We start from the raw sequence: 26,740 nt of genomic DNA, 5'->3' as shown, positions 1-26,740 counted from the left end.
GCTGTTTTGATGCAGATATTACAACTTACACCATTTGTCCTATGTTCTTCTTTGGACGCGCAGATTGAGTTCTACACTCAGCGGCTTGGGTTTTCCTGCACATTCAGGCAGGACAATTATGCCTTCTTGCGCCGTGATCCTGTGGCGATCCGATTATTGGAATGTCCACCGCGTCAGGATGGGCGCGCATTGGGGGATGAGCAGTCGTTTTATGTTGACGTCAAAGGAATCGACAGCCTGTTCGAAAGCCTGCGCCCCGGGTTGGAGGAGCTGCCTGAAGGGCGGGTGCGCCCGCCATTCGATCAGCCCTATCAGCAGCGCGAATTTCATGTCCTCGATGAAGATGGGACTTTGGTGTTCTTTGGTGAAGATATCAGTGAACGCGGCAGCGGGTAGTGCTCCCGCCCGACTTCAATGTGCCGTTGGCACATCTCCTTCGGTTGGGCCGGGCAGCGCGTTTCGCGCTGCGGTCATAGCCCGGGGCTGGTGCCCTGCAGGACGCCATGCTCCAGGGCATAGCGGGTCAAGCCGGCGGTGGAGGAGATGCCAAGTTTGCGCTTGATGTTCTTGCGATGCGTCTCAACCGTGCGCACCGAAATGTCCAGCGCCAGTGCCACCTCTTTGTTGGATTTACCTTGCGCCAATTCCAGCAGGATTGTCTGTTCCCGGCCGGTCAGCGCCTCGCGCGTGTTGCCGTCCTTGGGCTCCAGCGAGCCGCTGGCCCCGGTACAAAGATACCGCTCGCCCCGCATCACGGCATCGATGGCTTGCTTGATCTCTTCGGTGGGAACGTCCTTGAGGATATAGCCTTTGGCGCCGTGGCTGAGCGCGGTTGAGATGTATTCGGGACTGTCATGCATCGACAGGATCAGAACGCGGGTTTTGGGCAGGCGCTCTAAAATGATCTCGGTGGCGTTCAACCCGCTCAAGCCGGGCATATTGAGATCCATCAGGATCACGTCCGGCTGCAGGTGGGTTGCTCGATCGACAGCTTCTTGTCCGTTGGAAAGTGTGCCGACAACTTCGATCTCATCATAGCTTTCCAGCAGAGACTGAATGCCTTCGGCGACCATGGGGTGATCGTCGACAATAAGGACCCGGATGATTGAGTCGGACATCAGATACCGGCCTTTCGTTTTGGCGTTGGGTCTTCCTGCGGTGGCAGCATATGACTGAGCGGCAAGCTGACCTCAATCACGGTGCCGCTGCGCCCGCCGCGCGATGAGAGGATGCGTAGAGTGCCGTCAAGCTGTTCGATCCGTTCCTGCATGTTGCGTAGCCCGATTCCGGTGCTGACATGACCTGGCTCGTTCCGCAACCCGCGACCATTGTCCGTAATCCGCATCGTGGCGCCTTTCTTATGACCCCGCAGGTCAATGGTAACACGGGTTGCTCCCGAGTGGCGCTCGATATTGGTCAGGGCTTCCTGCGCAATACGGTAGAGGGCAATCTTGCTGTCTTGATCCAATCGGTTTCGGAACACCACGGTTGAGAAATCGGTTTCAATACCCGTGCGTTCACTGAAATCGTCGGTCAAAGCCTTGAGCGCTGGCCCAAGCCCCAGATCATCCAGAACACCCGGACGCAGGTCGCGGCTGATGCGGCGAACCTCGGTGATGGCGGTGGCCAGATTGTCGATACCTGTTTGCAATGGTTCCTGCGCCGACTCGTCATCCCCGCGGATCAGACGTCGTCGGGCGTTGTCCAGAGCATAGCGTACGCCAACCAGAATCTGGCTGATGCCGTCATGCAATTCGCGGGCGACGCGCCCGCGCTCTTCTTCCTGAGCGTCCAGTACCCGCTGTGTCAGTTCTTTAAGCTTGGCATCAGCCAGCCGCCGTTCGCGGAAGTTCAGCAACATGCCCGAGGCAAAGACGATCAGAACAGCGGCCAGAACAATGCCTCCGATATAAAGGAATGTGCGCTGCACGCGCGCCTCAACCTCAGCCCGGGCATTGGCGACGGTGGCGACGATGTCATCGATGAACACACCCGTGCCCACCACCCAGCGCCAGTCCTGCAGGCCAACAACATAGGCGATCATCTGAGCCTCTTCACCGGTCGATGGTTTTTGCCACATAAAGCTGTGCCAGCCCGCGCCCTGTCGGGCGAGCGTGATGAACTCATCCACAATCGGGGTGCCATCGCTGTCGGTCAGATCGGCCCAGTTGCGATTGATGAATTCAGTCTGGCGCGGGCTGACGAGGTTGTTGCCGTCATAGTCATAGACAAAGAAGAACCCGTCCTTGCCGTAAATCATCGCCGACAGAATCTGGGTCACGAGGTTTTTTGCGATTTCGTCATCCGGGGAGGCGCGACCGTAAATATAGGCAAACCCGTTCCGCGCCTGGGTCACGTAATTACGCAGCTCTTCTTTTTTGGCTTCGATCAGGCGGCGCTCGAGGGCCTGTATCTCACTCTCGGCGGTCGCGCGCGATTCATAAGCGACCACCATTGCAATGGCCGCAACCGCTGCGATCAGCGGGATTGCGGCAACCAGCGACAGTTTTTGCGCATAGGTTAGCGAGATTAGGTTCCGGATTCCTCCCATGTTCGAATCGATACGCAAGCTGCCGGCAAATTGCAAAAAATTTGGAAGAACACAGTGCTCGGCCACAGTGATTTGGGCGCGAGCGGGTAAAATCAACCGGATTTGTGCTTTTGAATGTGGAAAAACCCGACTGGCTACGTAGTAGTAGGTATTCACATTCATGTGTGTGGAACTAGGCTAACGCGCACTAGAAACGATCGACCCGGCATCACCCGGGGAATGAATATGAAGGGGAGGATCACTCATATGGATCGTCGTAAGTTTCTGAAAACATCAGCACTGGGCGGCTCGGCCGCTGCAGCCACCACGCTGGCAGCGCCCGCCTATGCGCAAGGCAAGCGCACGCTGACTATGGTCACCTCGTGGGGCCGTGGCCTCGCAGGTGTGTTCGACAGCGCGCAGCGTTGCGCCGACAGCATTACCACAATGTCGGATGGCGACCTGAACGTTGAAATCAAAGCCGCCGGTGAACTGGTTGGTGCGTTTGAGGTGTTTGACGCGGTATCGTCCGGTCAGGCCGATATGTACCACGCGGCAGACTACTACTTTGTGGGTCAGCACCCGGGCTATGCGTTCTTCACCGCTGTTCCGTTCGGCATGACCGCGCAGGAACTGGTGAACTGGTACTACCATGCCGGCGGCATGGAGCTGCATGATGAACTGGGCGAAATCTTCGGCCTGAAATCCTTCCTGGCCGGTAACACTGGCGCGCAGGCAGGTGGCTGGTACTCGAAAGAGATCAACAGCCCCGAAGACTTTAACGGCCTGAAATTCCGCATGCCGGGTCTGGGTGGCAAGGCGCTGGGCAAACTGGGCGCATCCGTTCAGAACATTCCGGGTTCGGAAGTGTATCAGGCGCTGTCGTCCGGTGCTATTGACGGAACCGAGTGGATCGGTCCCTGGGCTGATGAAAAAGCGGGCTTCCAGGAAATCACCAAAACCTACTACACCGCGGGCTTCCATGAGCCGGGTGCGGGTCTGTCGCTGGCCACCAATCGCGAGGTTTATGACAGCCTGTCCGCCGCGCAGCAGAAGATCATCGAGATCGCAGCTGCCGAGTGCCACCAGTGGAACCTGGCACAATTCCTGGCCAACAACGGTGCAGCGCTGCAGCGTCTGCAGGCCGGTGGTGTTAAGGTCATGGAATTCCCGGACAGCGTTTGGGACGCGTTTGGCGCAGCCAGCCAAGAAGTTCTGGATGAAAACATGGGTGATGAGCTGTTCAAGCGCATTCACGACAGCGCCATGGAGTCGATGGCAGCATCGTCGGCATGGAACAACCTGTCGTCGGGTGTCTACACCTCGCAGCGTGACCGCGTACGCGGCTAAGCAATCCGCTCAATGCAATCGGTTCCCCCGTCAGCGGGGGAGCCTTTCCTGTTGCACATAAGCGGCCCGGACATGCCGTCATAACCAAACGTGCAACCGATGCGACCTGGGGACAACATGCAGGACGAAAACGGTATCTCGTTCTTCGGCGCCCTGTGGAATGGACTGGTCTGGTTCATTCAGAACATTGCCGAAGCCTTCTATAATTTCGGATTCGCCATCACGCATCCGCAGCTCTGGCTGGACTGGTCGAACAAAGAAGCAATCATGCGCTTTGTTTATTATGGCGGGTCTGTCGAGTTCTTCTTCGTGATCTTCGCGCTGTTTCTGGTGCTGACGGCCATTGGTCTTTACTATCGGAACTTCATGTGGGGAATGGTGCGCGGGCTCGAGGGCTTCGCCAATACCACTGGCCGCTTCTTTGCGTGGGCGGGATTGCTGATGGTAATTCAGCAGATCGTTATCGTATTCATGCAGCGGGTGTTCACACGGCCGGATATGTCCTTTGGGCTGGGTATCCCTTTTCAAATGGATATCAGTTGGTTCGCCGAAGAACTTAAACTCTACAACGCCATGGTTGTGTGCCTTTGCTGCACCTACACATTCGTGCAGGGCGGCCATGTGCGCGTTGACTTGATTTATGCGGGCATCAGTCACAAGGCCAAACGCGTCGTTGATATGTGCGGGGCGGTTCTGTTCATGATGCCCATGGCCGTTCTGACCTGGATGTATGGATGGTACTTCATGTGGCGGCACCTGATCGTGCCGAAACCCTCGGCCAGTGACACGCTGGATAGGCTTGTGGCCAAGTCCCGAGCGCTGCGTTGGAACGTGGAAACCATCGGGTTTAGTCCCAACGGGTTCAACGCCTACTTCCTGTTCAAAATCCTGCTGGTGGCCTTTGCCGCCATGGTGTTCCTGCACGCGATTGCGTTCCTGTATCGCTCGTATCTGGAATACGTGGAAGGGCCGGAAAGTGAAGGAAAATACCTTGACAAGGACAGCCTTGGCGAGGGTGAAGAAGCCTACGAAGGCGCGCATTAGGGACGGAGAACCAGACAATGCTATTCGGACTTGATGGCGTCGAGATAGGCCTCATTATCGTATTTTTCTGCCTCTTCGGAGGCATTCTTTCGGGTTTCCCCGTGGCCTTTGCCATCGGTGGGGCCGGGGTGATTTCCTTCGGGATTATCGCTGCATTGGATAGTGCCGGCCTGTTGATCCACCAGGCGATCGACACCGGTTCGCAAGCCTACCGCGAAGTGGTGAATTCTGGCGTCAAACCTGACGTGATATCCGTGTTCCGATACCCGGATTTGCCAAGGATCGCCGAGCCGGTCTTTGTACAAGGCTGGGAAACCGCGCTGGACCGGAATGTTTCCTTCATCGTGAACCGCATGAACGAACGTGTTCTGGCCGGGCAGTCGATCGAGACGCTGCTGGCGGTGCTGATGTTCGTTCTGATGGGCATCACGCTGGAGCGTTCAAAAATTGCAAACGACCTGCTGACCACGATGGCGCGCGTCTTTGGCCCGCTGCCCGGTGGCCTTGCGGTCTCGATTGTGGTCGTGGGCGCGTTCCTTGCTGCCTCGACCGGAATCGTCGGCGCGACCGTTGTTACCATGGGACTGTTGGCCCTGCCGACCATGCTGCGGAACAACTATTCGCCGGAATTGGCGACAGGTGTGATCGCGGCCTCGGGTACGTTGGGGCAGATCATTCCACCCTCCATCGTGATCGTTCTGCTGGGTACACTGGCTGGTGACCTCTATTCGACCGCGCAGGAAACGCGCGCGGTTGAAGCCGGATGCACCGATGCGCTGACCTATCTGGGCGAACCAGCGGTTGTTTCGGTGGGTACATTGTTCCAGGCGGCGTTGCTGCCTGGGATCATGTTGGCGCTGCTCTATGCGCTCTATGCCTTTGGCTATGCGCTGTTGAACCCGGAAAAGGCCCCGGCAGTTGAACTGTCGGGAGGCTCGGGTGAAACCATCACGCGCTCGGAAGGGCTGACCTGGCTGCTGGGTGCTCCGGTTGCTCTGATTGTTGGCGCGGTGCTTTTGGGAAGCGCGGGAGTGATTGGCAGCCAGAACATCTCGGTCTCGGCATTTACGGATATCGGGCAGGGCGCCTCGCTGCGCACGAACGTGTCCGAAGAGTGTAAGGCTTCGATGATCGAACTGCATGGGCAATCAGCCTGGGATCAGGCCGTGGCCGAGCAGGAAGCGATTGACGAAGCAGGTGGTTCGTCCGAAGCCCAGCGTCTGAGCGAAGAGGAACTGGCTGCTGCGCAAGAGGCCAAGATTGCCGCTGCAGCGCCAATCGGCAACGGCGTCGCCGTTATTGTGGTACTGCTGGGTCTGACACTGGTGCTGGGTCGCGGGATTGCACCGTCGCAAGCGCCGCAGCCTCTGATCGTCGGAGCGATTGGCCTGTTGCTGATGCTGTTGGTCGACGTGTTGCTGATCGCGCCAACGACTTCGTCCGGGGCTACGTTCCTGATACTCGCCATACCTTTTGCGCTCGCAATGCATGGGTGCAAAGAAGCTGCCGCCCGTTGCGCGACCAATGATCTGATCCGTGTGGTCTTCCCACCGCTGGTGCTGATCATCGCGGTGTTGGGTTCGATCCTTGGCGGTGTCACCAACCCTACGCCGGCTGCGGCACTGGGGGCGGGTGGAGCGATCATGCTAGCGGCCTATCGGAAACTTCAGGATCAGAACCGGTCGGGCAAAGTGATCATCTGGTCAACCTTCGCAGTGATCATCGCACTGGTGATGGGAGTGAACTTTGATCTGCGCATCAATCAGGGCAATGTTTCAGTTGAAAGCTGGATCGCGTTCATCATCGCCTATTCGGCCTACCTCTATGCGCTGTTCGGCTTGATCTACGGTTGCTGGGTGCTGTTCTCAAGTGGGGTTCTGACACCGGTGGTGCGTGAGACAGCGAAGGTGACGTCAATGGTCTTCACCATCCTGATCGGATCGCAACTGCTGAACCTGGTGGTGATTTCCTTTGGTGGAGAGCACTATATACAGCAGTTCCTGCGCAGCTTTGATAATGAATTCACGGTCTTCCTGATCGTGATGCTGGTGCTGTTCATTCTTGGCTTTGTGCTGGATTTCCTTGAGATCATCTACATTGTGATCCCGATCGTGGGCCCCGTGATCTATGGCGGATCGTTTGATCCGAAATGGGTGACCATCATGGTGGCGGTGAACCTGCAGACCTCGTTCCTGACGCCTCCGTTCGGATTTGCGCTGTTCTATCTCAGGGGTGTTGCGCCGAAAGAGGTCACCACTGGCCACATCTATCGCGGCATCATACCGTTCGTGATCATTCAGGTTGTGGGCATCGCAATCCTGTGGTTCTTCCCGTCGATTGTAACCATCGTTCCTGACCTGATCCCGAACTGATCTGTCGCTTAGACTGACGAATACGGAGGCCCATTAGGGCCTCCGTTTGTTTTTCAGGAATTCGGCTGTGGGTGTGTCAGCCTTTCAAACTCCGCTTCAGTGGCATGATCGATTGCAAGGTCTGTGGTCTCGACGAGTCCGGCATTGGGATTGTCGAACGTGGCCTTGTCCAGCTTGCCGACCTTTTGCCCGACAATGGTGGTCACCACCGCATCGCCAGTGACATTCACTACCGTCCGCATCATATCGAGAATCCGGTCCACGGCAAGAATGATGCCGATGCCTTCCAGCGGCATACCCAACTGGTTCAGAACCATCGCAAGCATCACTATCCCCACGCCCGGCACACCTGCGGTGCCGATCGAAGCCAGAACCGAGATCGAGATCACGGTCAGGTATCCGCTCAGCCCCAGATCAATGCCATAGGCGTTGGCCAGGAATACCGTTGCCACACCATGCATAATTGCGGTGCCGTCCATGTTGATCGTCGCCCCCAGTGGGATACCGAAAGATGCGACCGAACGATCAACACCGACGCGCTGCGTAACGCATTGTAAGCTGGCCGGAATTGTCGCGTTCGAGCTTGAGGTCGAGAACGCAAACACCTGCGCCGAGCGCATCTTGCGCAGGAATACCCGAGGGCTCAGCCCGGTCGTAAAATACAGCAGCGCCATCAACGTGACACACAGATGGAATACCAGCGTCAGGCTGATCGTGGTCAGATAGCCGATCACCGGTCCGAATAGGCCAAAGCCCTCCATCGCAAAGGTTTTGGCAATCAGGCTGAAGACGCCGATGGGGGCGAAGGCCATGACGATATTGACGATCTTCATCGCCAGTTCATTCATGAACTCGCAGCCTTCCACAAAGGCCTTGGCGCGGCCGCCCATCATTAGCACTGCAATACCAACGACCATCACGTAGAAGATGATCTGCAGCATCTCACCATTGGCCAGAGCGTTGATCGGGTTCTTTGGGATGATGTTCGCCAGTATTTCCCAAGTGGTCTGTGGGTCGGCGACGCTTACGCTATCACCGGCCAGATGCAGGCTCGTGAATCCCGTGCCCGGCCCAATGAGGCCCGCAAAGATCAAGGCAGTTGTCACGGCCAAGGCGGTGGTGGCCAGATAGGTAACGAAGGTCAGCCCTCCGACACGGCCCAGCAATTTGACATCGCCAATGCCGACAACGCCGCACAGCAGTGAGAACACAACCAGCGGCACAACAAGCATCTGAAGTGCATTAAGGAACATTTGCCCAAACATGGACAGCACACCCTGCACAAGTGTTGCGTCGAGCGCAGCGATATCGAGATAGTTCAAGACCAGACCAAAGATCGAGCCCAAGGCGAGCGCGACCAGAATCTGGGTCGTCAGCGTGGCCGAAACCAGTCGGCGTGCGGCATATGTCATTTTCCCCCTCCTTCAGAACCTCTGCGACAGGGTGGGAGGCCTGCCGTAGCGACAATAAAGCCAGCCCGGTCAGCGTCTGATTGAGCTGCGGGTTTCAGGTTTGGGCTGGACGTTTAGAAGTGCGGCTAATTTGGTGACCTTGCGTCAACTTTCAATCGCACGGGCGGGGGAAGGTCGATTAAGATTGCTTAACAATTGGGCGCAGCATGGCGGAAGGTAGTTTAAAGCGATGAAAAAAATGTATTTATTTTGTCGATACAGGTGCTGAAAATTCGATCAAATCCCAACGATTTCCGAAAGGATCCCGCCAGACGGCGACAATTCCATAGGGTTCATGGCGCGGGCGCTCTTCAAACCCTACGCCTGCTTCCAGCATCGCTGCGTGATCGCGGTAGAAATCATCTGTTTCGAGGAAAAAGCCAACGCGCCCACCGGTTTGATTGCCGACCGATGCGATCTGTTCCGCGCCCACCGCCTTGGCCAGCAACAACGAAGCACCATCCGAGCCCGGAGGCGTGATCCGCACCCAGCGTTTACCATCGCCCAGATCAATATCCTGCGTCAGAGTAAAGCACAGCACTTTGGTGTAGAACGCGATCGCTGCGTCATAATCCGGGACGACCAGCGTCACCGCATGAAGGCTCTGACGCATGATAGATTAACCTTTGGTGGGGTGGCGGTCAGGCAGTTGGATGTTGGCCACCTGCTCGGCAATCGGGGCCGACGAAAGGGGGTGGTGGGCCGTATGGTCACACTGCTCGGGATTTTTAATTCGCTGCCATTCACCCTGCATATAGACCTGCAAGCCCGCGAATTTGGCCTTGTACCCCATCTTGGGGCTGCCGGGCACCCAATAGCCCAGATAAATATAGGGCAACCCAGCCTCGCGCGCGATCTCGATATGGTCGAGAATCATGTAAGTGCCCAGCGAGCTTTGCTGGAACTCTGGATCGTAGAATGAGTAAACCATGCTCAACCCGTCATCCAGTACATCGGTCAAACTGACGGCGATCAGCTCGCCGGTTTCGGGATCGGCATATTCTACGACTCGGCTGCGGATCGGGGTTTCCTCGATCATCGCGGCGAATTCGAAGACATCCATATCGGCCATGCCGCCATCCGCATGGCGCGCGTCCAGATACCGACGGAACAGGTCGAACTGTTCATCCGTTGCCCAGGGCGATGTTGCACGTCGGATCAAGTAGGAATTGCGCTTGTGGGCCCGTTTTTGGCTTTTGCTTGGCTGAAAGGCTGACACATCGATACGGGCAGACAGACAGGCGGCGCAGTCGGTGCAGGACGGGCGATACAGAACATTCTGCGAGCGGCGAAATCCTTGTTGTGAAAGGCAATTGTTCAATTGATCCGCACCTTCCCCCTGTAGGGCGGTGAACAGTTTGCGCTCCATCCTGCCCTCAAGGTAAGGGCAGGGCTGGGGTGCCGTCACATAGAATTGTGGCGCAATTGGCAGCGTGTGTCGCATGAAGGTCCCGCATTTCCTCGGAAACGATGATAGCAACGGTTTTTGGCGCAGCCAAGTGTTTCACTCAGGTGTTTTTAGGCGCGCTGGTTGATCATCACGGTGCCGAGGAAGGCATCGGTCAGGCCCTGACAGCGGGCGCTGGTCATCATCATGATGACCGAAATGATCTGTAGTACCGGGATCGCCATGCTGACGAAATACCCTGCCGTATGTGCAATGGCTTTCCCCGTATCCATTCGGGCGCCAAAGGCGTCACGCAACTCTATCCCCATGAAGCGCATCCCCAGTGTGGCCGAGCCGTTGGCGATGGTAACGACGCGATAGACAAAGCTGATGACTGCGTAGATCAGCGCCAATATGAAGAAGCCCATGCCAAAGGTCAGCAGAATCGCAACTGTACAGAGCAATGAGATAAAGGCGATGTCGAACAGCCAGGCAAAAAAGCGCTTGGTCGCTACGGATTGGTAGAATTCGGGTTGGCTGTCAGGGTCAGGCAGATGAGGCATAGACTGTAATCCGGGTATTGTGCAGAAACACCCTGTCCCGATGGGGGGGACAGGGCAAGCCACGATTAGGCAGATTGTTCGCCGTTTTCGTCATCACGATTATCGCGGGCGCGTTCATCCATGAACTCGTCGAACTCGGCCTTGTCCTTGGCTTCACGCAGGCGGTGCAGGAACGCCTCAAAGTCTTTCTGTTCACGCTCCAAACGCGCCAGTGTGTCGGCCTTGTAGGCGTCAAACGCGCTGTTGCCCGAAGGTTTCATGGCGCTCATGTGGCTGTTCCACGACGAACGGCGGCTGCAGGATTTGCTGAACATGCGTTTGCTCCAGATCATATAGGCAAGAAAGGCCAGGCCGATGGGCCAGAAGAAGAAAAAGCCAAGGACCATTGCGGCGATCCAGGCGCCTTTTCCCTTGCTATCAAGCCAGGCTTCGCTTCGGTGCAGCCATCCCGGATTTTGGGGAACGGCGTGGTCGGACAATGCGGTCATGTGCTCTCTCCAGCTAGGATGTAAATGCTTTTCACATTACCAAGATGGGAGGGGGGATAGGTGGTTGCAAGGGGGTATGTGAAAAAGATTTACATTTTTCGGAAACCAGCGTCTAACCGGGCGGATCAATCAGCGGGGTAAGGCGGATTTGCGTCTCAGTAATTCAGGCCAAGCGACGCAGCCCATCGGTTAAACGTTTCATTAAGAACGCTTAATAATCAAACCCTTCCATAGGGTTTGCGCAATGGCTGCATACATAGTTTTCCGAGGAGCAATCAAGGGAGGTCGCGGAAATGAATGTTGTGAACACAACTCATTGGCCGTTCGGGCCAGAGGAGAGTTTCATCTTGTCGACCGAACCAGGCCTAGCTTCGCAAGGCGGCGTATCTAGATCGATTGATCAAGTCGATTTGCCTTTTTTGAACCTCGATCCCCATGATCTCGAAGGGAAAGAAGATCTGCCGGATTTCGAACCGCGCGGGTTTTGGGACGGGATGATCGACAGCACGGTCAGCGCGTATCAGGGCGCTGGGTCTCACGAGGTTGAGTTCAGTCTTTTGATGGTGAACCACGAGATCGCGACACGCGGAAGCGCCACGCTCATTTCGGAGCTGTACCATACACAGCAAGTCGCGCTTGAAACCATAAGCATGCATGGAACGGCCATACCTGTTTCTTACGAGGCCCGGTCCGCCTTTGGATTTGAGGGCGTTCACATTGGTCAAGCAGCACAGTTTCAGCATCTGTCTATAGCCAGCGAACAGGGGGAGATGTTCGATGTGCATGGGGTCGATGCAAATGGCGATCTGGTTCTGGCGTCATTCGGCTATTACGAGGTCGTCGAGATCGCAGGCAAGCTTCATCAAAACGGTATTTCTGATTTTGCGCTGAGTTTTGAGGTGTCGTTCGAGCTCGAAATGAATGAGACCGGTCTTTATGAAGTATTTGCTGCGGTCTCGTTCGATGGCCAAATTGACTTTAACCACGGAATGTCGCGCTTTTTTGAGTTTGAAGAGGATATGTATTTCCCAGCTCGCAATCTGGGGAGTGTGGAATTTGGCCCTCTGCCAGATGGCCTGTTCCAACAACTAGCGATGTTTCAGGCTCATATGGGTGACGCCTGGGACGAGTTGGTGAGTTTGAACGATCAGCTTGAGGCGGTGTTTTTGCAGCTTCGTGAAGACGAGCACTATGACGAGTGGGATTTGGCCGGGCAGGGGATTGAAAATCCGTTCACTTTCGATTTGCCGCCAGTGGATCAGTGGCTATAACGATTTGGACATTAGGCCCTTTCTGCTGTTCAATCGGACAGGGCTAAGCCAACTCTGTCCGATCATGTGCGCTGGCCGCATCTGATTTTCGGCCGTCACAAGTCATATGCAAATGGAAGATATTGAAAACACCAGCCCACCGTCACTCGATCAGATCCTCTCGCTGGAAAAACAGGTATGGACTGCGCTGGTTGAAGGCAATGCACAGGCCGACCGGGCACTTCTGAGCCCCGATTTTCTGGGCGTGTATCCAACGGGTTTTGCCAACCGCGACGATCATGTTGGCCAGTTCGCCGATGCGCCTACGATGGCGCAATATGAACTCAGCGATACCAGGTTGCGCGTCTTATCGGCGGATGTGGTTTTGCTCTCATACAGGGCAGATTATCTACGCCCCGAAGCACAGGAATGGGAGGCGATGCTGATCTCATCCCTATGGGAGCGGCGTCACGATGTCTGGATCAACAGTTTCAGCCAGGACACGCCACTGGAACGGTCATGAGCCAGCCTCTTGTTATCAACCGCTTGCCGCGCGCTTTTCATACCGATCTGGGTGACGAAACACGCGCGGCGCTGCCCGATTTGACTGCCGAGCAGGGGGAGTTGATCGCGGGAACTGCGGGCTCTAGCCCCTACCTGAAAGGGTTGATTGACCAAGAAAGGAACTGGTTGCCACACGCGTTGCAGCAACCGGAGCAGGCATTGTCGGAAGTGATGGACGCGGCGCGCGCGCTGCCGTCGGATCAGTTGAAACCCGGTTTGCGGCAAGCGAAGAGGCGCATGGCCTTGCTGACGGCGCTGGCCGATCTGGCGGGTGCGTGGCCGTTGGAAAAGGTAACTGCTGCGCTGACTGACTTTGGCGCTTTGGCCGTAGATGTGGCAGCGAAGGCCGAAATTGCTGCGCTGATCCGGCGCGGCAAGCTGCCGGGTATGACCGAGAATGATGTCGAAACCGCAGCTGGTATGGTCATTCTGGCGATGGGCAAAATGGGCGCATATGAGCTGAATTATAGCTCGGATATCGATCTGATCGTGCTGTTCGACGAAACCCGTTTCGATCCCGATGATTTCTATGAAGCCCGTCAGGGAATGGTGCGCGCCACGCGGAATTTCTGTGCCACGCTCAGCGACAAGACGGCGGATGGGTATGTATTCCGCACCGATCTGCGACTGCGCCCGGACCCGGCAGTCACACCCGTGTGTCTGGCGATGGAAGCGGCTGAGCGCTACTATGAAAGCCTTGGGCGCACGTGGGAACGCGCGGCCTATATCAAGGCACGCCCCTGCGCCGGGGACATCGCGGCAGGTCAGAGATTCCTTGATGCATTGCGCCCGTTCGTCTGGCGGCGGCATCTGGATTTTGCCGCCATTCAAGACGCCCATGACATGCGCTTGCGCATTCGCGAGAACAAGGGAACGGGCGGAAGTCTCTCGATTCCCGGCCACGATATGAAGCTGGGGCAGGGCGGTATTCGAGAGATCGAGTTTTTTACTCAGACCCGTCAATTGATCGCGGGCGGACGTGATCCCGACCTTCGCGTCCGGGGTACCGTTCCCGGTCTGGCGGCGTTGGCGTCGAAGGGCTGGGTGCCCGAAGACGTCGCAGAGAAACTGACTGACCACTACCGCGCCCACCGCGAGGTCGAGCATCGCATCCAGATGGTGCACGACGCACAGACCCATAAGGTGCCAAATTCAGAGGACGGTTTCGAACGGGTCGCGTGCCTGATGGGGATCAGCAGCGCCGAATTGACCGCCGAACTGACCCGCCGCCTGACCGAAGTGCACGAACTGACCGAAGGGTTCTTCGCCCCTGGACCAGGCGCGGCACCCGTGCCGCTTCAGGAGGTTGAGTTTGACAAGGGTGTGCTGGCCCGCTGGCCGACTTATCCGGCGCTTCGATCGCAGCGTGGTGCACGGATATTCGAGCGGCTCAGGCCGGAACTTCTGGCGCGATTGGCAAAAACTGCGAAACCCGACGAAGCGCTATTGGCACTGGATGGTTTTCTGGCGGGATTACCCGCCGGAGTGCAGCTGTTTTCCCTGTTCGAGGCGAACCCGCATCTGATCGATCTGCTGGTCGATATCGTTGGAACGTCACATGCGCTCGCCACCCATCTGTCGCGCAACGCCTCGGTTTTTGATGCGGTGATTGGTGGCAGTTTCTTCAGCGATTGGCCCGGGCAGGCGACCTTGCAGTCGGACTTGACGCAGGCCTTGGCAGAGGAAAGCGACTATGAAACACAGCTCGATTTCGCACGTCGCTGGTGCAAGGAGTGGCACTTTCGCATCGGTGTGCATCATCTGCGCGGACTGATCGATGGGGCGCAGGCCGGGCAGCAATATGCCGAACTGGCGCAGGCCGTGATTGCGGCGGTTCTGCCCTGCGTTGTCGACCAGTTCTCCAAAAAGCATGGACCGGTGCCGGGGCGCGGCGCTGCGGTTTTGGGCATGGGGTCACTTGGGGCAGGGCGCATCAACTCGCAATCCGATCTGGACATGATCGTCATTTATGACCCGCAGGATCAGGATATGTCCGACGGTCCTCGCCCGCTGGCGACGCGGACGTATTATGCTCGGTTCACCCAGGCACTGATCACGGCGCTCAGCGCGCCAATGTCGCAGGGACGGCTTTATGAGGTCGACATGCGTCTGCGCCCGTCGGGCAATCAGGGGCCGGTGGCCACAAGCTGGGCCAGCTTCACCAACTATCAGCAGAATGAGGCCTGGGTGTGGGAACACCTTGCTTTGACTCGCGCCCATGTCGTCGCAGGCGACGCCGGTCTGGCCGAGGATATCGAAAACTTCCGCGCTGATTTCCTGTCGCAACCGCGCGACCGTGACAAAGTGCTGAAAGAAGTGGCCGAGATGCGCGAAAGGCTGGCCGGCGCAAAAGCGCCAGCGGGCGTTTGGGACGCAAAGAATGGGCCGGGCCGCATGATGGATATCGAACTGATGGCAGAGACGGGCGCATTGCTGGCCGGATTGCCCCAGCGCGATGTACACTCGGGTCTGGACGGGGCGGTCGCTGTCGGGCTGCTGGATGTCGCGCAGGCGCAAACCCTGAAGGGTTGTTACGATTTATGCTGGTCGGTGCAATGTGCGGCGCGTCTGCTGTCGGGAAAGGTGATCGAGGCCGACAAGATCGGTGAAGGCGGTACGGCCTTTCTGTGCCGGGCGACCGGGTTCGATCAGGTCGAACAGCTGCAATCCGCGTTGCAAGACAATTACAGCACTGCGGCCTCGTTGATTGGCGCAGTTGTCGGAAGGGTTGAAGATGGCACGCAGTGATGATCCGAATGACCACAAAGGCCTGATCCGCGAGGCGTATCGCATTGAAGGCATCACCTTGCCCGAATGCCGCAGCATCTTTCTGGATTGGGCGCTGAGCCTGCCCGGAGAGCTTGACCAAAATCAGGCCCTGACCAACCTGCACGCAGTCTATTCGGAACAGGCTGCTGATCATCCGATGACGCAGGTCCTGACCGAGGGTTTGCAGGCGGCCCAAGCCCCCAAGCGTCGTGGCGGCTGGCGCAAGCGCAACCGTTAACGGGGCTTTCACCCACGCGCATTCACGATTATGAGGGCGCCATGACAACCACAGCTGATCGCCCCCGTATCCGTTTGAAACCCAAGGCCAATGCGCGTGGCCTGCGCCACGGGTTTCCCTGGGTCTATGCCAATGACATCGTCACCGACCGCCGGACTCGCAAGATCGGGCCGGGGTCCTTGGCTGTGCTGGAAAACGAGAAGCGCGCGCCAATCGCTCTGGTCGCAGTGAATCCGGTCTCGAAGATCATGTGCCGGGTATTGGATCGCGATATCGGCGCGCAGTTGGATGCGGACTGGTTTGAAACCCGTCTGCGCCGCGCGCTTGAGATGCGCGAGCGACTGTTCGATGCGCCTTACTATCGCCTGATCCATGCCGAGGCGGATGGGTTTCCCGGGGTGATTATCGACAGGTTCGGAGACGCCTGCGTGATCCAACCCAACGCAGCCTGGGCTGAGGCACATCTTGAATCTCTGACCGACGCGCTAGTCAAGGTGACCGGGGTCGACACCGTGCTGAAGAACGCCTCAGGGCGCACGCGTGTGCTCGAGGGGTTGGACGACACCAATCTGACCTTGCGTGGAACTGTGCCTTATGAGCCTCTGCCAGTGCCAATGAATGGCGCAACCTACATGGCTGACCTGACTGGTGGGCAGAAAACCGGCCTGTTCTATGACCAACGCCCCAATCACGCGTTTGCCGCCAAGTTGGTTCACCCCGAGGCGCAGGTGCTGGATGTATTCAGCCACGTCGGAGGCTTTGGTCTGGCCATGCTGGCGGGCGGCGCAGCACAGGCGTTGTCCGTTGACGGCTCGGCAGCGGCGCTCGAACTGGCGGCGAAGGGCGCTGAAGCCTCAGGATTTTCTGCCCGTTTCCAGACCCGACAAGGCGACGCCTTTGATATACTGACCAAACTCGGCGAAGAGGACGCGTTGTTCGACGTCGTCATCTGTGATCCCCCGGCTTTTGCACCTTCGAAACAGGCGTTGGATGCAGGTTTGCGCGCCTATGAGCGTACCGCACGTCTGGCGGCTCCGCTGGTCAAACCGGGCGGGTATCTTGGCCTCTGCTCCTGTTCTCATGCGGCTGATCTGGGCCGTTTCCGCGATGCCTCATCCCGTGGGATCGGACGGGCAGGACGACAGGCCCAACTGATCCGAACTGGCTTTGCCGGGCCGGACCATCCACAACTGCCGCAGCTGGCAGAAAGCGGCTACCTCAAAGCCGTGTTTTACCGTCTGTGAAGGCGGTTCTTGATACCTGCGTCATCTATCCCACGGTGATGCGAGAGATGCTGTTGGGCGCTGCGAGGCTTGGTTATTTCACGCCCGTCTGGTCTGCACGTATCCTCGAAGAATGGGCTCGTGCCGCCCGCAAACTCGGCCCCGAGGGCGAGGCGCAGGCGCGCGCCGAAATCGCGCTGGTTCAGGCCCATTGGCCAAATGCCGAGCGACCTGCCAACCTCGGTGTTGAACAGCGCCTATGGTTGCCGGATGCCGCCGACATCCACGTTCTCGCAACGGCGGTCACAAGCTCGGCAGATGTCATTGTCACCGTCAATGCCAAGGATTTTCCCAAGAATATGTTGGCCGACGAAGGGCTTGAGCGGCGCGATCCGGACGGGCTGCTGCATGAACTCTGGCTGTCCGACCCCGAAGGCATGACGCAGGTTTCCAAAGCGGTCCTTGCTGAATCCAACCGGCTATCCGGTGCTCAATGGACCTTGCGCAGCTTAATGAAAAAAGCCCGCCTGCCGCGCCTTGGCAAAGCCCTGAGTACTTAACTCGGGATCCCATTCATCTGGCCAAAAATATCTCGGGGAGCACGTGGGACTGGCCCCTCGCTCCTATCCTAAACTCCCACGCCCCACTTTTGTTCAAGTACTTCCAGAGCTGCGATCCGCTCATCCGTCTTTGGATGACTCATTAACCAAGCGGGCACAACGCCCGCGCGCTGCTGTGTCAGATCCTCAAGCTTGTGGAACAAAGACTTCTGTGGACCAATCCCGATCCCGGCTTTTGTCAAAAGCGCAGCCGCATATTCATCCGCCTCATATTCATCACTCCGCGACAGGCGGGAGGCCAGCAAATGAGTCAGCATATTTGCAATCCAGGCTCCAATGAACGGGATGAAGCGGTTCAATAGCATCATCAGCGCAGCACGCAGGGCGTTTTGACCCGAGAAATCAATCATCCGCCGCCGGGCGTGGCCAAGGGCGACATGGCCCAATTCATGCGCGATTACGCTTGCCATTTCTTCCGCTGATACTTCGCCGTTGCCAAATTTGCGATAAAAACCGCGAGTGATGAAAATACGCCCATCCGGCGCGGCCAGCCCGTTCACCGGATCGATCTCGTAGATGTAGACTGGGACCCGATCAATCTCCAAGGCTGCAGCCAGCCGGTCCGTCATGCGTTTTAGCGCAGGATCGGCCAGTTCGGTGGACTTCGCATCCAATTCACGATGCGTGCGCCAGACGGATATCCGGTACATCACAACGGCATAGGCTATGGCAAGCAGGATGGGTGTTAAGCGAAGCATGAGTTAGATATGGGCGGCCCGCCCCGAGGAGGCAAGCGGTAACTCGCCCTTCACGCCCGATCAGTTATGCGGCTCAATCCAGCCTTACTTGCCTGGCGAGGGCAGGTGCAGGTTCGAATGAAACTCGGCAAGGGACTGCTTGGTTAAGACCTCGCCCTTCGAAGCCTCAAAAAATGCGCGTTCAGCTTCCTTTTCTGCGACCAGAGCATCAACTCTCAGGTCCCTCACATCTGCGCGCAGAGCGTCGCGCGCCTCCTCGTAGGTTTCAGCATCGCGCAGCTCATCCTCAAGCGCACTCAGCTTGTCATCATAGTCCGGGTCCGCAGGATCAAGTGCTGCGATATCATCGGCGATGTCTTCGCTGCTGCGGCCATCGTAGTCTTCGTTCAGATCACGCAGTTCACGGCGCGCCTCATAGAGGTCACCGCGTAAGTCGTAATAGGTTTCCGCCGCCGCCTGGTAGGTCGCGATTTTGCCGACATTGCTGTTGGGTGAAGCATTGCGGAACGCCGGGGCCGCTGCCTTAGACGCATTCAGGTTACGCAGCTTGTCCGAGCCATAGGGATCGGTGATCGCTGCAACAAGCGGGTCGCGGTAATAGCGATAGCGGTCCTTCTTGCGATCGGAATATGGCTTGTCGTAGCGCAGTCGATAGTCGGTTTCATCATAGATCTTCTTATCGTCCGAATAGCGGTAGCCGTCAGGACCGTAAGGCACCGGCTGGACCGTTGCCCAGTCCTTGTGCCGGTAGTTTGGCTGTGGCAGATCGAGATTGCCGTGGAAATCGCCCAGCGTCGCCTTGGTCAATGTGCGCCCTTTCGAAGCGTCATAAAAGGCAGCCTCTGCATCTTGCAACGCGTCGCGGGTTTCGTATTTCAGATCCCTCAGATCCGCGCGCAGATCGTCGCGCGCCTCCTCGTAGGTTTCGGCATCGCGCAGCTCATCCTCAAGCGCACTCAGCTTGTCATCATAGTCCGGGTCCGCAGGATCAAGTGCTGCGATATCATCGGCGATGTCTTCGCTGCTGCGGCCATCGTAGTCTTCGTTCAGATCACGCAGTTCACGGCGCGCCTCATAGAGGTCACCGCGCAGGTCGTAATAGGTTTCCGCCGCCGCCTGATAGGTCGCGATCTTGCCGACATTGCTGTTGGGTGAAGCATTGCGGAACGCCGGGGCCGCTGCCTTAGACGCATTCAGGTTACGCAGCTTGTCCGAGCCATCGGGATCGGTGATTGCTGCAACAAGCGGGTCGCGATAGCGACGCTTGCCGGGCTTCTTATTGTCATAGTGCTTGGATTTATAATCTGTGCGAGCAACAGGTCGCGGGGAATACTCAACAGGAGCAACCGAGGCCTTGCGGTACGATTTCTTTACCCGGTTCGCGCTTGACTTGGTTTTTACCGGCGAACGCTTGCCAAATAGTTGCTCGACATCGCGTATAAACTCTCTTCCAAAGCCCGCCAGTGTGGTCTTTTGTACCTTGCCGTTCCGTTCCTTAGCTTTAGCAGAGGTTTTGGCTGACCGGTGGTGTTTTGCCTTTTGCTTCTTGTTAAACCCGAAAGCCTTTTCCACGCGGTGCGTTTTGGAATTGGCCTTGCCGGCATCTTTACCCGCGCTTTTGGAACCCTTAGCTTTGCCGGATTTTCCCTTTTCGCCACTTTTGTTGCCGTCGTTGCCTTTTCCGGACTTACCCTTGCCTTTGTTGCCGTCGTTGCTTTTTCCAGAATTACCTTTGCCGCCGCCGCGGCCCTTTCCATTGCCATTATCATTCTTGGCATAAGCGGCGTCAGGGGAAAGTACCAATGTCGCGGTCGCACCCGATGCAATTGCGAACGCTGTAATGGTCAAAACAGATGTCAGGATATTTGGTAGTTTTGAAATGGTCATCTCAGCCCCCCAGCTTCAATCCCTTTGTCGTATATCACGAATTCGAGAGAGGCAGGGAATTTTGCCGAGATTGTTTCTTCTGTGGTGCTTTTGACGCGAATATCTCTGAAAAATGGGCCTATTGTTTCCGGATTCTGAGGCAACCAGGACTCCGACGGTGACTAGCGCGTCAGTTCCCGCATACCTTGTTCTAAACCCGCCAGCGTCATGGGTACCATGCGATCTTCGAATATCTCACGGATCATGCCGATCGAATGGGTGTATTCCCAATACTTCTCTGGCACAGGATTGATCCACAGGTTCGATGTCCACTGTTCGCGTGCACGGCCCAGCCAGACTTGGCCAGATTCCTGATTCCAATGCTCATTTGCACCACCGGGATAAGCGATCTCGTAAGGACTCATCGAGGCATCGCCGACAAAGATGCATTTGTAGTCCGGCCCGTATGTGCGCAAGACCTCGTGTGTCGGAGTTTGCTGATCCCAGCGGCGGCGATTGTCGCGCCAGACGCCTTCATAGAGGCAATTGTGGAAGTAGTAGTATTCCAGATGTTTGAATTCGGTTCGGGCCGCTGAGAACAGTTCTTCCACAACCTTGATATGCGGATCCATCGACCCGCCCACGTCCAGAAACAAAAGCACTTTGACGGCGTTGTGTCGTTCGGGTCGGGTTTTGACATCCAGATATCCGTGTTCAGCCGTAGCCCTGATCGTTCCATCCAGATCAAGCTCTTCCGCTGCACCTTCACGCGCCCAGCGGCGCAGGCGTTTCAAGGCAACCTTGATGTTCCGGGTGCCCAGTTCAACAGTGTCATCTAAGTTCTTGAATTCGCGCTTGTCCCAGACCTTTATGGCACGCTGATGGCGGCTTTCTTTCTGGCCGATGCGCACGCCTTCGGGGTTGTAGCCATAGGCACCGAAAGGTGAGGTGCCCGCGGTGCCGATCCACTTGTTACCGCCCTGATGGCGACCCTGTTGGTCCTTGAGGCGCTCGCGTAGCGTCTCCATCAGCTTCTCAAAGCCACCAAGCGCCTCGATCTCGGCTTTTTCTTCATCCGACAGGTGCTTTTCGGCCATCTTTGCAAGCCACTCGGCAGGAATATCGACCGCCTCGAGTACTTGATCGAAACTGATTTCACCCAACCCTTCGAAACTGGCGGCAAAGGCACGGTCGAACTTGTCGATGTTGCGCTCGTCTTTCACCATCGAAACGCGGGCGAGATAGTAAAACGCCTCGACATCGTATGTCGCCAAGCCCTTTTTCATCCCTTCCAGAAACGTCAGGTATTCGCGCAGAGATACGGGAATGCCAGCGTTTCGGAGGTTTTCGAAGAAGGGCAGGAACATCGTTCTATACCAGGCGGACAATGACCAGTGAAATCACCAGCCCGACCAACGCAAAGGCAATGCCGTAACCTGCAGCGTATTGCGCCATATCCGCACCGCTTCCGTTACGTTTGCGTGCTGTCAACGCGCCCAGAATCGCGCCCAGAATAGCCATGCCCAGAACCACTATCATGTGACGTTATCCACCCGTGCTTGTGGCGGCTGACTGCGCGATGTCTTGTGTGACCGAGCGCACCACCAAATCCGAGCCGAAGCCGTAACGTGCCCATCCGATACTGTCCAGCCGAACGCGACGTGCCTGATCTAGTTGACCGGACTGCCGCAGTGCCTCGGATTTGAGCAGCAGCAGAGTGGCCAGAAGGGCGGCGTTCTCGGCCTTGGTCATGACATTGATTGCTTTGTTCAATTCGGGCAGGGCCTCGGTGCCCTGACCCTGTGCCAAAGCAAAGGCTGCGGTTTGTGCCGTGATATGAGCGCGCTGAATTTCTGTTCCCGGGGTGGCGTTCAGGTATTTCAGGGCAATTTCATATTGCTGCTGCGCCGCCTCGGGGTCGTCGAATTGCCCCATGCGCCCTAGCAGATAATGCGGATAGGCGCGGCGGTGGTCGGTCCAGCCTTGCTGTTGACCAATTCGCGCTGCCTCGTTCGCAGCGTTGACGCGTTTGGCCGTACCAGCGCCAGCCCCCAAAGCGCGTTGAACTGCGTTAATCCAGGCCCGAGGTGTCTCAGTAACCTGTTGTGGCGCAACCCGATCCCCTCTGGGGTTCAGCCGGCTGAGTACGCCGGGCAGAACCGCTGCCACCTGTTCGCGTGTCATGCCATTTTGCAACTCAGGCGCATAGGCTGCGCGCAGGATCAACATGTCGAATCCGGTCAGAACCGTGTGGAAATTGTCGTCGTTGAATACTGAATCGGTTAGGCGATAGAGGTCGTTCAGAGGTCCAAGTGCCTGAGCCAATTCTTCATGGAGGCAGTCCCGAATTTCCTGTGGGCTGGCATCGTAGGGGATGAATATCCCGATCCGTTCACGTTTTCGCAGTTCGGTCCAGTTGCTTTTGCTTTTGCGCCTGTCACGGCGGTATTCTTCCAGACTTGAAGAGTTGGGAACGACGAAACAGGCGGCCTGCGGCAGGATGCGGCGGATCTGTTTCTGGCTTACAGCCTCGATCGTGATGTTCGCCTGACCCTCTGGAATCTGCCGGATGTCGATCTTCGCCTCACGTTGCAACCGGGTCAGTAGCCGGCTCAGGTCGGTCTGCATCGTTGGTGGCGGTGTCCCAGTCAGACGCACCGTGATGGGTCCATCAAACCGGGTGAAAACGGGCAACTCTGCGCCGCTCTCAAGTGCGAAATGCAGCGATAGGAAATCTGCGGCGATGTTCTTGTTTGAGCGGGCAGGCGGGCTTGGACGAGCAGCGCCGAAGGATTTAGACGGCGGTAGCGATGCTTCAATCACCTGGGTACGGGTCGGCGTCTCGATCCGGTCGACCGTGGTGCAGGCAGACAGCGCCGCCAGAAGTAGGGTTGCGCCTAAAAGCCTCATGGTCGCTGATACTTCAGGAACGGCGACAACTTGCCGATGCGGTCATAGAGTTTGCGTGCGGTATGGTTGTTTTCCTGCGTCAGCCAATAGACTGAGGGGGCTTTCTGCCTGTCCGCTTCTTCATAGACGGCCTCAATCAGGGCGCGTCCAACTCCGGTGCCTCGCGCTTCTGGGCGGGCATAGAGATCCTGCAGATAGCAGACACTTTCTTCCTTCCAGGCGTGGCGATGAAACAGGTAGTGGGTCAGTCCAAGCAGTTGCCCATCCAAATCCGCGACAAAACAGGAAAAGTCATTCGGATCATCACCTAAGAGCCGCGCAAAGGTGCTTTGGAAAGTCGAATCCGGCACTTTGGTTTCATAAAATGCCAGGTAGTCACGCCACATTTCGGCCCATTGATCCCGGTCTTCTGGTCGCAAGGGGCGAATTGTGAGGGCGTTAGACATTTTACTATTTCCTGCTCTGGAGGCCCGATTGGCGCGGGGTCTTTCGTTGATGTAATGCTGACACCCGACCGTACCGATGACAAGCTGTGATCACCGCTTGCTACGCGCCATAAAGGCCAGCCGTTCAAACAGATGTACGTCCTGCTCATTTTTTAGAAGCGCACCATGTAGCTTGGGCAGTGCATTCACACCGTCGCGTTTAAGGTCCTCAGCGCTCAAGTCCTCAGCCAAGAGCAGTTTCAGCCAGTCCAGCACTTCCGAGGTCGAGGGCTTTTTCTTCAAACCCTGCGTTTCGCGGATTTCGTAGAACTGGGTCAGCGCGGTGGTCAGCAGCGCATCTTTGATGCCGGGGTGATGGACTTCGACGATACGGCGCATCGTGGCTTCGTCTGGAAAGCGGATGTAGTGAAAGAAGCAGCGGCGCAAGAATGCGTCAGGTAGTTCCTTTTCGTTGTTCGACGTGATTATGACGATAGGGCGGTTCTTGGCACGGATCGTCTCGCCAGTCTCGTAGACGTGGAACTCCATCTTATCGAGTTCCTGCAGCAGGTCGTTCGGAAACTCGATATCAGCCTTGTCGATCTCGTCGATCAGCAACACGACCTTTTCATCCGCGTCAAACGCCTGCCACAGCTTGCCCTTGCGAATGTAGTTCGAAACATCATGCACGCGCTCTTCGCCAAGCTGGCTATCGCGCAAACGGCTGACCGCATCGTATTCATACAACCCCTGTTGCGCTCGGGTGGTGGATTTCACGTTCCACTCAATCATCGTCAGCCCCAGCGCGCCTGCGACCTGTTTCGCCAGCTCGGTTTTGCCGGTTCCGGGTTCGCCCTTGACAAGCAGCGGGCGTTCCAGCGTGACGGCGGCGTTCACGGCAATGTTCAGATCGTCGGTGGCAACATATTCTGCGGTGCCTTGAAAACGTGCGGTCATGGGACCCCTCATGTGGTTTCCGCGGAATGCGGGCTGGGTTTGCTCTGCTCGGGTTACAGAGAGGCAAGGTTATTTACAAGCCGGGCCGCAGCGTCGCGAAAGGATGGAATGGGCTGTAAGTCCAATCTGTTTTGGGCGATTCGTTCGGGGCGGGGTATCGCAGGGGTTGAAGCTGCCTGAAAAACGCCTTGCGAGAACCACAGAAAAACAAGGTTTTGTTGTTACAAGTCTCAATATTAGAGCAGTCGGAGGGACGCGGCGGCGAGGCATACGTTTGTGTAGTGACAATCTCTGCCCCGTCGGATAAACGCTCCGCAGAAGGGGGTGCCGAATGTCAGGTAATACAATCGCAACCGACGTTTCAGGCCATACCGAGGGAGCAAATATGAAGCAGGAAGTTTTTCTGCCGGAAGATTACCGTCCGGCTGAAGATGAACCTTTCATGAATGATCGCCAGCTTGAGTATTTTCGCCGCAAGCTGATGGATTGGAAGACAGAACTACTCGCAGGCAGCCGTGATACGATCGAAGGTCTGCAGGACAACACCCGAAACATTCCCGATGTCGCTGACCGCGCAAGCGAAGAGACCGACCGTGCGCTGGAACTGCGCACCCGGGATCGTCAGCGTAAGCTGGTGGCCAAAATCGACTCGGCCCTGCGCCGGATCGAAGAAGGGGAGTATGGATATTGCGAGAAGACCGGTGATCCGATCTCGCTCAAGCGCCTGGATGCGCGTCCTATCGCGACTATGACGCTTGAGGCGCAAGAGCGTCACGAGCGCCGCGAAAAGGTCCACCGCGACGATTGATCGCTGGGAAATTGCAACAAAACAACAGCGCCGGGGCCTGTCGCCCCGGCGTTTTTGCGTTATGGCAGGCCCATGAATATCAATGGTCTGAATTTCTGCGTCATTGGCGGCGGCATTGGGGGCATGGCGGCGGCACTCGCACTGCGAAGTCAGGGTGCTCAGGTGACGGTTCTGGAGCAGGCCCCAGAACTGACCGAAGTTGGTGCTGGATTGCAAATCAGTGCGAACGGGATGGCGGTACTGCGTGCGCTAGGCGTTGCTGGTAAGGTCCCGGAAGCTGGACAAATCTCGGGTGGGACCGTTTTGCGCGATTACCGTAATGGGCGCGTGATCAGTCGGGTCCCGGTCCCTGCCGCTGGGTCGACTTACTATTATCACCGGGCAGATCTGCTGGACCTGTTGCACAAAGCCGCCTTGCGCTCTGGGGTGGATATTCGGCTGGATGCACCTGTCGCCACGGTTCATAAACACCCAAGCGAAGCCGAGATCGTTCTGGAAAGCGGCGAAAGGCTGCGTGCGGAATGCGCAATCGCCGCAGACGGTGGGCGCAGCGCTATCCGCCCGATCTTGAATGGTCCCGAGGTCCCGGTGTTCACCCATCAGGTTGCCTGGCGAGCAACGATCCCCTGGACCCAGCGAGAAGAACTGCCATGCGCGTCCTTGACGATGGGGCCAGGCCGGCACGTGGTAACCTACCCGCTGCGCGATCAACGCCTCGTGAACATCGTGGCCATAGAAGAGCGTTCCGACTGGCAAGAGGAAGGCTGGCGACGTCAGGGTGATCCCGACGACCTGCGAACCCGGTTCGCCGATTTTGGCGGACCGGTTGGTGACATATTGTCAAAGATTGAAGAGGTTCACCTTTGGGCGCTGTTTCTGCGCCCCGTGGCGCAAATCTGGCAGAATGGGCGATTGGCCGTGCTTGGGGATGCGGCGCACCCGACGTTGCCTTTTATGGCCCAAGGAGCTTGCCTAGCACTGGAAGATGCCTGGGTCCTGACACGCGCGTTCCAGGACAACTCAGGCGTCGCCCGCGCATTGGCTACCTATGAAGCCACTCGACGACCGCGTGCCAGGCAAGTGATTGGCGCCGCAGGCGCAAATGCGCGTAATTTCCACCTTCGTGGGCCAATGAGGCTGGCCGCGCAGGCCGCCTTAATGGCGGTTGGTCCACGCTTGGCGCGGCGCTACGAGTGGATCTATAGCTACGACGCGACCGCGTAAGCG

At 57.2% G+C, this 26,740-nt stretch carries 26 protein-coding genes; 12 read left to right on the top strand and 14 right to left on the bottom strand.

Annotated elements, in window-relative coordinates; genetic code table 11:
• Positions 1 to 9: 9 nt before the first annotated feature.
• Positions 10 to 396, top strand: coding sequence for a bleomycin resistance protein (locus ACR0AW_RS04100; protein WP_255612071.1), 387 nt, complete (start codon positions 10 to 12; stop codon positions 394 to 396).
• Positions 397 to 470: 74 nt separating this feature from the next.
• Here ACR0AW_RS04100 and ACR0AW_RS04095 read toward each other — a convergent pair whose 3' ends face one another.
• Positions 471 to 1,118: a response regulator transcription factor gene (locus ACR0AW_RS04095; protein ID WP_170396590.1), complete on the bottom strand. Its 648-nt coding sequence runs from the start codon at positions 1,116 to 1,118 to the stop codon at positions 471 to 473.
• Positions 1,118 to 2,551 (bottom strand): cache domain-containing protein, encoded by a 1,434-nt coding sequence (locus tag ACR0AW_RS04090; RefSeq protein WP_170396592.1) that lies wholly within the window; start codon positions 2,549 to 2,551, stop codon positions 1,118 to 1,120. The genes ACR0AW_RS04095 and ACR0AW_RS04090 overlap by 1 nt, the downstream gene beginning before the upstream one ends.
• Before the next feature lie 246 nt (positions 2,552 to 2,797).
• On the opposite strand from ACR0AW_RS04090, the gene ACR0AW_RS04085 reads away from it, so the two are divergent.
• The 3 genes from ACR0AW_RS04085 to ACR0AW_RS04075 all read left to right on the top strand — a co-directional run bounded on the left by ACR0AW_RS04085 (position 2,798) and on the right by ACR0AW_RS04075 (position 7,296).
• The gene (locus tag ACR0AW_RS04085; protein ID WP_170396967.1) at positions 2,798 to 3,880 is read left to right on the top strand and encodes a TRAP transporter substrate-binding protein; all 1,083 of its coding nucleotides are present in this window, start codon (positions 2,798 to 2,800) and stop codon (positions 3,878 to 3,880) included.
• Between the two features lie 117 nt (positions 3,881 to 3,997).
• A complete protein-coding gene (locus ACR0AW_RS04080; RefSeq protein ID WP_170733346.1) occupies positions 3,998 to 4,924 on the top strand; it encodes a TRAP transporter small permease subunit in 927 nt (308 codons plus the stop codon).
• 17 nt (positions 4,925 to 4,941) lie between these two features.
• The gene (locus ACR0AW_RS04075; protein WP_170733345.1) at positions 4,942 to 7,296 is read left to right on the top strand and encodes a TRAP transporter large permease subunit; all 2,355 of its coding nucleotides are present in this window, start codon (positions 4,942 to 4,944) and stop codon (positions 7,294 to 7,296) included.
• A 53-nt stretch (positions 7,297 to 7,349) separates the two neighbouring features.
• Here ACR0AW_RS04075 and ACR0AW_RS04070 read toward each other — a convergent pair whose 3' ends face one another.
• From ACR0AW_RS04070 to ACR0AW_RS04050, 5 genes are all read right to left on the bottom strand, one after another.
• Complete coding sequence (locus tag ACR0AW_RS04070; protein WP_170733344.1) at positions 7,350 to 8,708, bottom strand: dicarboxylate/amino acid:cation symporter; 1,359 nt, start codon at positions 8,706 to 8,708, stop codon at positions 7,350 to 7,352.
• Positions 8,709 to 8,952: 244 nt separating this feature from the next.
• Positions 8,953 to 9,360, bottom strand: a complete 408-nt coding sequence (locus ACR0AW_RS04065) for a VOC family protein (protein WP_170396600.1) — start codon at positions 9,358 to 9,360, stop codon at positions 8,953 to 8,955.
• A gap of 6 nt (positions 9,361 to 9,366) precedes the next feature.
• Positions 9,367 to 10,191, bottom strand: coding sequence for an arginyltransferase (locus tag ACR0AW_RS04060; protein WP_170396602.1), 825 nt, complete (start codon positions 10,189 to 10,191; stop codon positions 9,367 to 9,369).
• A gap of 74 nt (positions 10,192 to 10,265) precedes the next feature.
• Entirely contained in the window at positions 10,266 to 10,697 is a 432-nt protein-coding gene (locus tag ACR0AW_RS04055) for an RDD family protein (protein WP_170402989.1), read from the bottom strand.
• 65 nt (positions 10,698 to 10,762) lie between these two features.
• Positions 10,763 to 11,185 (bottom strand): DUF2852 domain-containing protein, encoded by a 423-nt coding sequence (locus ACR0AW_RS04050; protein WP_480438629.1) that lies wholly within the window; start codon positions 11,183 to 11,185, stop codon positions 10,763 to 10,765.
• Positions 11,186 to 11,532: 347 nt separating this feature from the next.
• Here ACR0AW_RS04050 and ACR0AW_RS04045 point away from each other — a divergent pair, with 347 nt between their 5' ends.
• The 6 genes from ACR0AW_RS04045 to ACR0AW_RS04020 all read left to right on the top strand — a co-directional run bounded on the left by ACR0AW_RS04045 (position 11,533) and on the right by ACR0AW_RS04020 (position 17,789).
• Complete coding sequence (locus ACR0AW_RS04045; RefSeq protein WP_170733343.1) at positions 11,533 to 12,456, top strand: hypothetical protein; 924 nt, start codon at positions 11,533 to 11,535, stop codon at positions 12,454 to 12,456.
• Between the two features lie 112 nt (positions 12,457 to 12,568).
• Complete coding sequence (locus ACR0AW_RS04040) at positions 12,569 to 12,958, top strand: nuclear transport factor 2 family protein (RefSeq protein WP_170396632.1); 390 nt, start codon at positions 12,569 to 12,571, stop codon at positions 12,956 to 12,958.
• Entirely contained in the window at positions 12,955 to 15,747 is a 2,793-nt protein-coding gene (locus ACR0AW_RS04035) for a [protein-PII] uridylyltransferase family protein (RefSeq protein WP_170733342.1), read from the top strand. Before ACR0AW_RS04040 ends, ACR0AW_RS04035 begins: the two co-directional genes overlap by 4 nt.
• Positions 15,734 to 16,006 carry a hypothetical protein gene (locus tag ACR0AW_RS04030; protein ID WP_170396636.1) on the top strand — a complete coding sequence of 91 codons (273 nt, stop codon included), beginning with the start codon at positions 15,734 to 15,736 and terminating at the stop codon, positions 16,004 to 16,006. The genes ACR0AW_RS04035 and ACR0AW_RS04030 overlap by 14 nt, the downstream gene beginning before the upstream one ends.
• 41 nt (positions 16,007 to 16,047) lie before the next feature.
• Positions 16,048 to 17,250 (top strand): RSP_2647 family RNA methyltransferase, encoded by a 1,203-nt coding sequence (locus ACR0AW_RS04025; RefSeq protein ID WP_170733341.1) that lies wholly within the window; start codon positions 16,048 to 16,050, stop codon positions 17,248 to 17,250.
• On the top strand, positions 17,247 to 17,789 hold the full coding sequence (locus ACR0AW_RS04020; protein ID WP_170733340.1) for an RSP_2648 family PIN domain-containing protein: 543 nt from the start codon (positions 17,247 to 17,249) through the stop codon (positions 17,787 to 17,789). The genes ACR0AW_RS04025 and ACR0AW_RS04020 overlap by 4 nt, the downstream gene beginning before the upstream one ends.
• A 68-nt stretch (positions 17,790 to 17,857) precedes the next feature.
• Here the strand turns inward: ACR0AW_RS04020 and ACR0AW_RS04015 are convergent, their stop codons facing one another.
• From ACR0AW_RS04015 to ACR0AW_RS03985, 7 genes are all read right to left on the bottom strand, one after another.
• Positions 17,858 to 18,547: a M48 family metallopeptidase gene (locus ACR0AW_RS04015; RefSeq protein ID WP_170396642.1), complete on the bottom strand. Its 690-nt coding sequence runs from the start codon at positions 18,545 to 18,547 to the stop codon at positions 17,858 to 17,860.
• Positions 18,548 to 18,631: 84 nt separating this feature from the next.
• The gene (locus tag ACR0AW_RS04010) at positions 18,632 to 20,434 is read right to left on the bottom strand and encodes a hypothetical protein (protein WP_480438624.1); all 1,803 of its coding nucleotides are present in this window, start codon (positions 20,432 to 20,434) and stop codon (positions 18,632 to 18,634) included.
• Between the two features lie 161 nt (positions 20,435 to 20,595).
• On the bottom strand, positions 20,596 to 21,780 hold the full coding sequence (locus ACR0AW_RS04005; RefSeq protein WP_170732429.1) for a vWA domain-containing protein: 1,185 nt from the start codon (positions 21,778 to 21,780) through the stop codon (positions 20,596 to 20,598).
• Between the two features lie 4 nt (positions 21,781 to 21,784).
• Complete coding sequence (locus tag ACR0AW_RS04000) at positions 21,785 to 21,952, bottom strand: hypothetical protein (RefSeq protein WP_170396648.1); 168 nt, start codon at positions 21,950 to 21,952, stop codon at positions 21,785 to 21,787.
• A gap of 6 nt (positions 21,953 to 21,958) precedes the next feature.
• Entirely contained in the window at positions 21,959 to 23,323 is a 1,365-nt protein-coding gene (locus ACR0AW_RS03995) for a DUF2927 domain-containing protein (protein ID WP_170406392.1), read from the bottom strand.
• Entirely contained in the window at positions 23,320 to 23,769 is a 450-nt protein-coding gene (locus tag ACR0AW_RS03990; RefSeq protein WP_170732427.1) for a GNAT family N-acetyltransferase, read from the bottom strand. Before ACR0AW_RS03990 ends, ACR0AW_RS03995 begins: the two co-directional genes overlap by 4 nt.
• A gap of 90 nt (positions 23,770 to 23,859) precedes the next feature.
• On the bottom strand, positions 23,860 to 24,705 hold the full coding sequence (locus ACR0AW_RS03985; protein ID WP_170396653.1) for an AAA family ATPase: 846 nt from the start codon (positions 24,703 to 24,705) through the stop codon (positions 23,860 to 23,862).
• 385 nt (positions 24,706 to 25,090) lie between these two features.
• Between ACR0AW_RS03985 and dksA the strand changes: the two genes are divergently transcribed.
• Both dksA and ACR0AW_RS03975 read left to right on the top strand, forming a co-directional pair.
• Positions 25,091 to 25,513 carry an RNA polymerase-binding protein DksA gene (gene dksA, locus ACR0AW_RS03980; RefSeq protein WP_074736317.1) on the top strand — a complete coding sequence of 141 codons (423 nt, stop codon included), beginning with the start codon at positions 25,091 to 25,093 and terminating at the stop codon, positions 25,511 to 25,513.
• 72 nt (positions 25,514 to 25,585) lie between these two features.
• Positions 25,586 to 26,737 (top strand): FAD-dependent monooxygenase, encoded by a 1,152-nt coding sequence (locus ACR0AW_RS03975; protein WP_170732425.1) that lies wholly within the window; start codon positions 25,586 to 25,588, stop codon positions 26,735 to 26,737.
• Positions 26,738 to 26,740: the final 3 nt, after the last annotated feature.

This window comes from Ruegeria sp. C5 (assembly GCF_056537605.1).
The sequence above is the reverse complement of the archived record's forward strand: the minus strand, read 5'-3'. Positions and strand labels throughout refer to the sequence as shown.

Excerpts from the sequence above, each read along its gene's own strand:
- ACR0AW_RS04100 (WP_255612071.1), top strand. The coding sequence starts at position 10 with ATGCAGATATTACAACTTACACCATTTGTCCTATGTTCTTCTTTGGAC.
- ACR0AW_RS04095 (WP_170396590.1), bottom strand. The coding sequence starts at position 1,118 with ATGTCCGACTCAATCATCCGGGTCCTTATTGTCGACGATCACCCCATG.
- ACR0AW_RS04090 (WP_170396592.1), bottom strand. The coding sequence starts at position 2,551 with ATGGGAGGAATCCGGAACCTAATCTCGCTAACCTATGCGCAAAAACTG.
- ACR0AW_RS04085 (WP_170396967.1), top strand. The coding sequence starts at position 2,798 with ATGGATCGTCGTAAGTTTCTGAAAACATCAGCACTGGGCGGCTCGGCC.
- ACR0AW_RS04080 (WP_170733346.1), top strand. The coding sequence starts at position 3,998 with ATGCAGGACGAAAACGGTATCTCGTTCTTCGGCGCCCTGTGGAATGGA.
- ACR0AW_RS04075 (WP_170733345.1), top strand. The coding sequence starts at position 4,942 with ATGCTATTCGGACTTGATGGCGTCGAGATAGGCCTCATTATCGTATTT.
- ACR0AW_RS04070 (WP_170733344.1), bottom strand. The coding sequence starts at position 8,708 with ATGACATATGCCGCACGCCGACTGGTTTCGGCCACGCTGACGACCCAG.
- ACR0AW_RS04065 (WP_170396600.1), bottom strand. The coding sequence starts at position 9,360 with ATGCGTCAGAGCCTTCATGCGGTGACGCTGGTCGTCCCGGATTATGAC.
- ACR0AW_RS04060 (WP_170396602.1), bottom strand. The coding sequence starts at position 10,191 with ATGCGACACACGCTGCCAATTGCGCCACAATTCTATGTGACGGCACCC.
- ACR0AW_RS04055 (WP_170402989.1), bottom strand. The coding sequence starts at position 10,697 with ATGCCTCATCTGCCTGACCCTGACAGCCAACCCGAATTCTACCAATCC.
- ACR0AW_RS04050 (WP_480438629.1), bottom strand. The coding sequence starts at position 11,185 with ATGACCGCATTGTCCGACCACGCCGTTCCCCAAAATCCGGGATGGCTG.
- ACR0AW_RS04040 (WP_170396632.1), top strand. The coding sequence starts at position 12,569 with ATGGAAGATATTGAAAACACCAGCCCACCGTCACTCGATCAGATCCTC.
- ACR0AW_RS04035 (WP_170733342.1), top strand. The coding sequence starts at position 12,955 with ATGAGCCAGCCTCTTGTTATCAACCGCTTGCCGCGCGCTTTTCATACC.
- ACR0AW_RS04030 (WP_170396636.1), top strand. The coding sequence starts at position 15,734 with ATGGCACGCAGTGATGATCCGAATGACCACAAAGGCCTGATCCGCGAG.
- ACR0AW_RS04025 (WP_170733341.1), top strand. The coding sequence starts at position 16,048 with ATGACAACCACAGCTGATCGCCCCCGTATCCGTTTGAAACCCAAGGCC.
- ACR0AW_RS04015 (WP_170396642.1), bottom strand. The coding sequence starts at position 18,547 with ATGCTTCGCTTAACACCCATCCTGCTTGCCATAGCCTATGCCGTTGTG.
- ACR0AW_RS04010 (WP_480438624.1), bottom strand. The coding sequence starts at position 20,434 with ATGACCATTTCAAAACTACCAAATATCCTGACATCTGTTTTGACCATT.
- ACR0AW_RS04005 (WP_170732429.1), bottom strand. The coding sequence starts at position 21,780 with ATGTTCCTGCCCTTCTTCGAAAACCTCCGAAACGCTGGCATTCCCGTA.
- ACR0AW_RS04000 (WP_170396648.1), bottom strand. The coding sequence starts at position 21,952 with ATGATAGTGGTTCTGGGCATGGCTATTCTGGGCGCGATTCTGGGCGCG.
- ACR0AW_RS03995 (WP_170406392.1), bottom strand. The coding sequence starts at position 23,323 with ATGAGGCTTTTAGGCGCAACCCTACTTCTGGCGGCGCTGTCTGCCTGC.
- ACR0AW_RS03990 (WP_170732427.1), bottom strand. The coding sequence starts at position 23,769 with ATGTCTAACGCCCTCACAATTCGCCCCTTGCGACCAGAAGACCGGGAT.
- ACR0AW_RS03985 (WP_170396653.1), bottom strand. The coding sequence starts at position 24,705 with ATGACCGCACGTTTTCAAGGCACCGCAGAATATGTTGCCACCGACGAT.
- dksA (WP_074736317.1), top strand. The coding sequence starts at position 25,091 with ATGAAGCAGGAAGTTTTTCTGCCGGAAGATTACCGTCCGGCTGAAGAT.
- ACR0AW_RS03975 (WP_170732425.1), top strand. The coding sequence starts at position 25,586 with ATGAATATCAATGGTCTGAATTTCTGCGTCATTGGCGGCGGCATTGGG.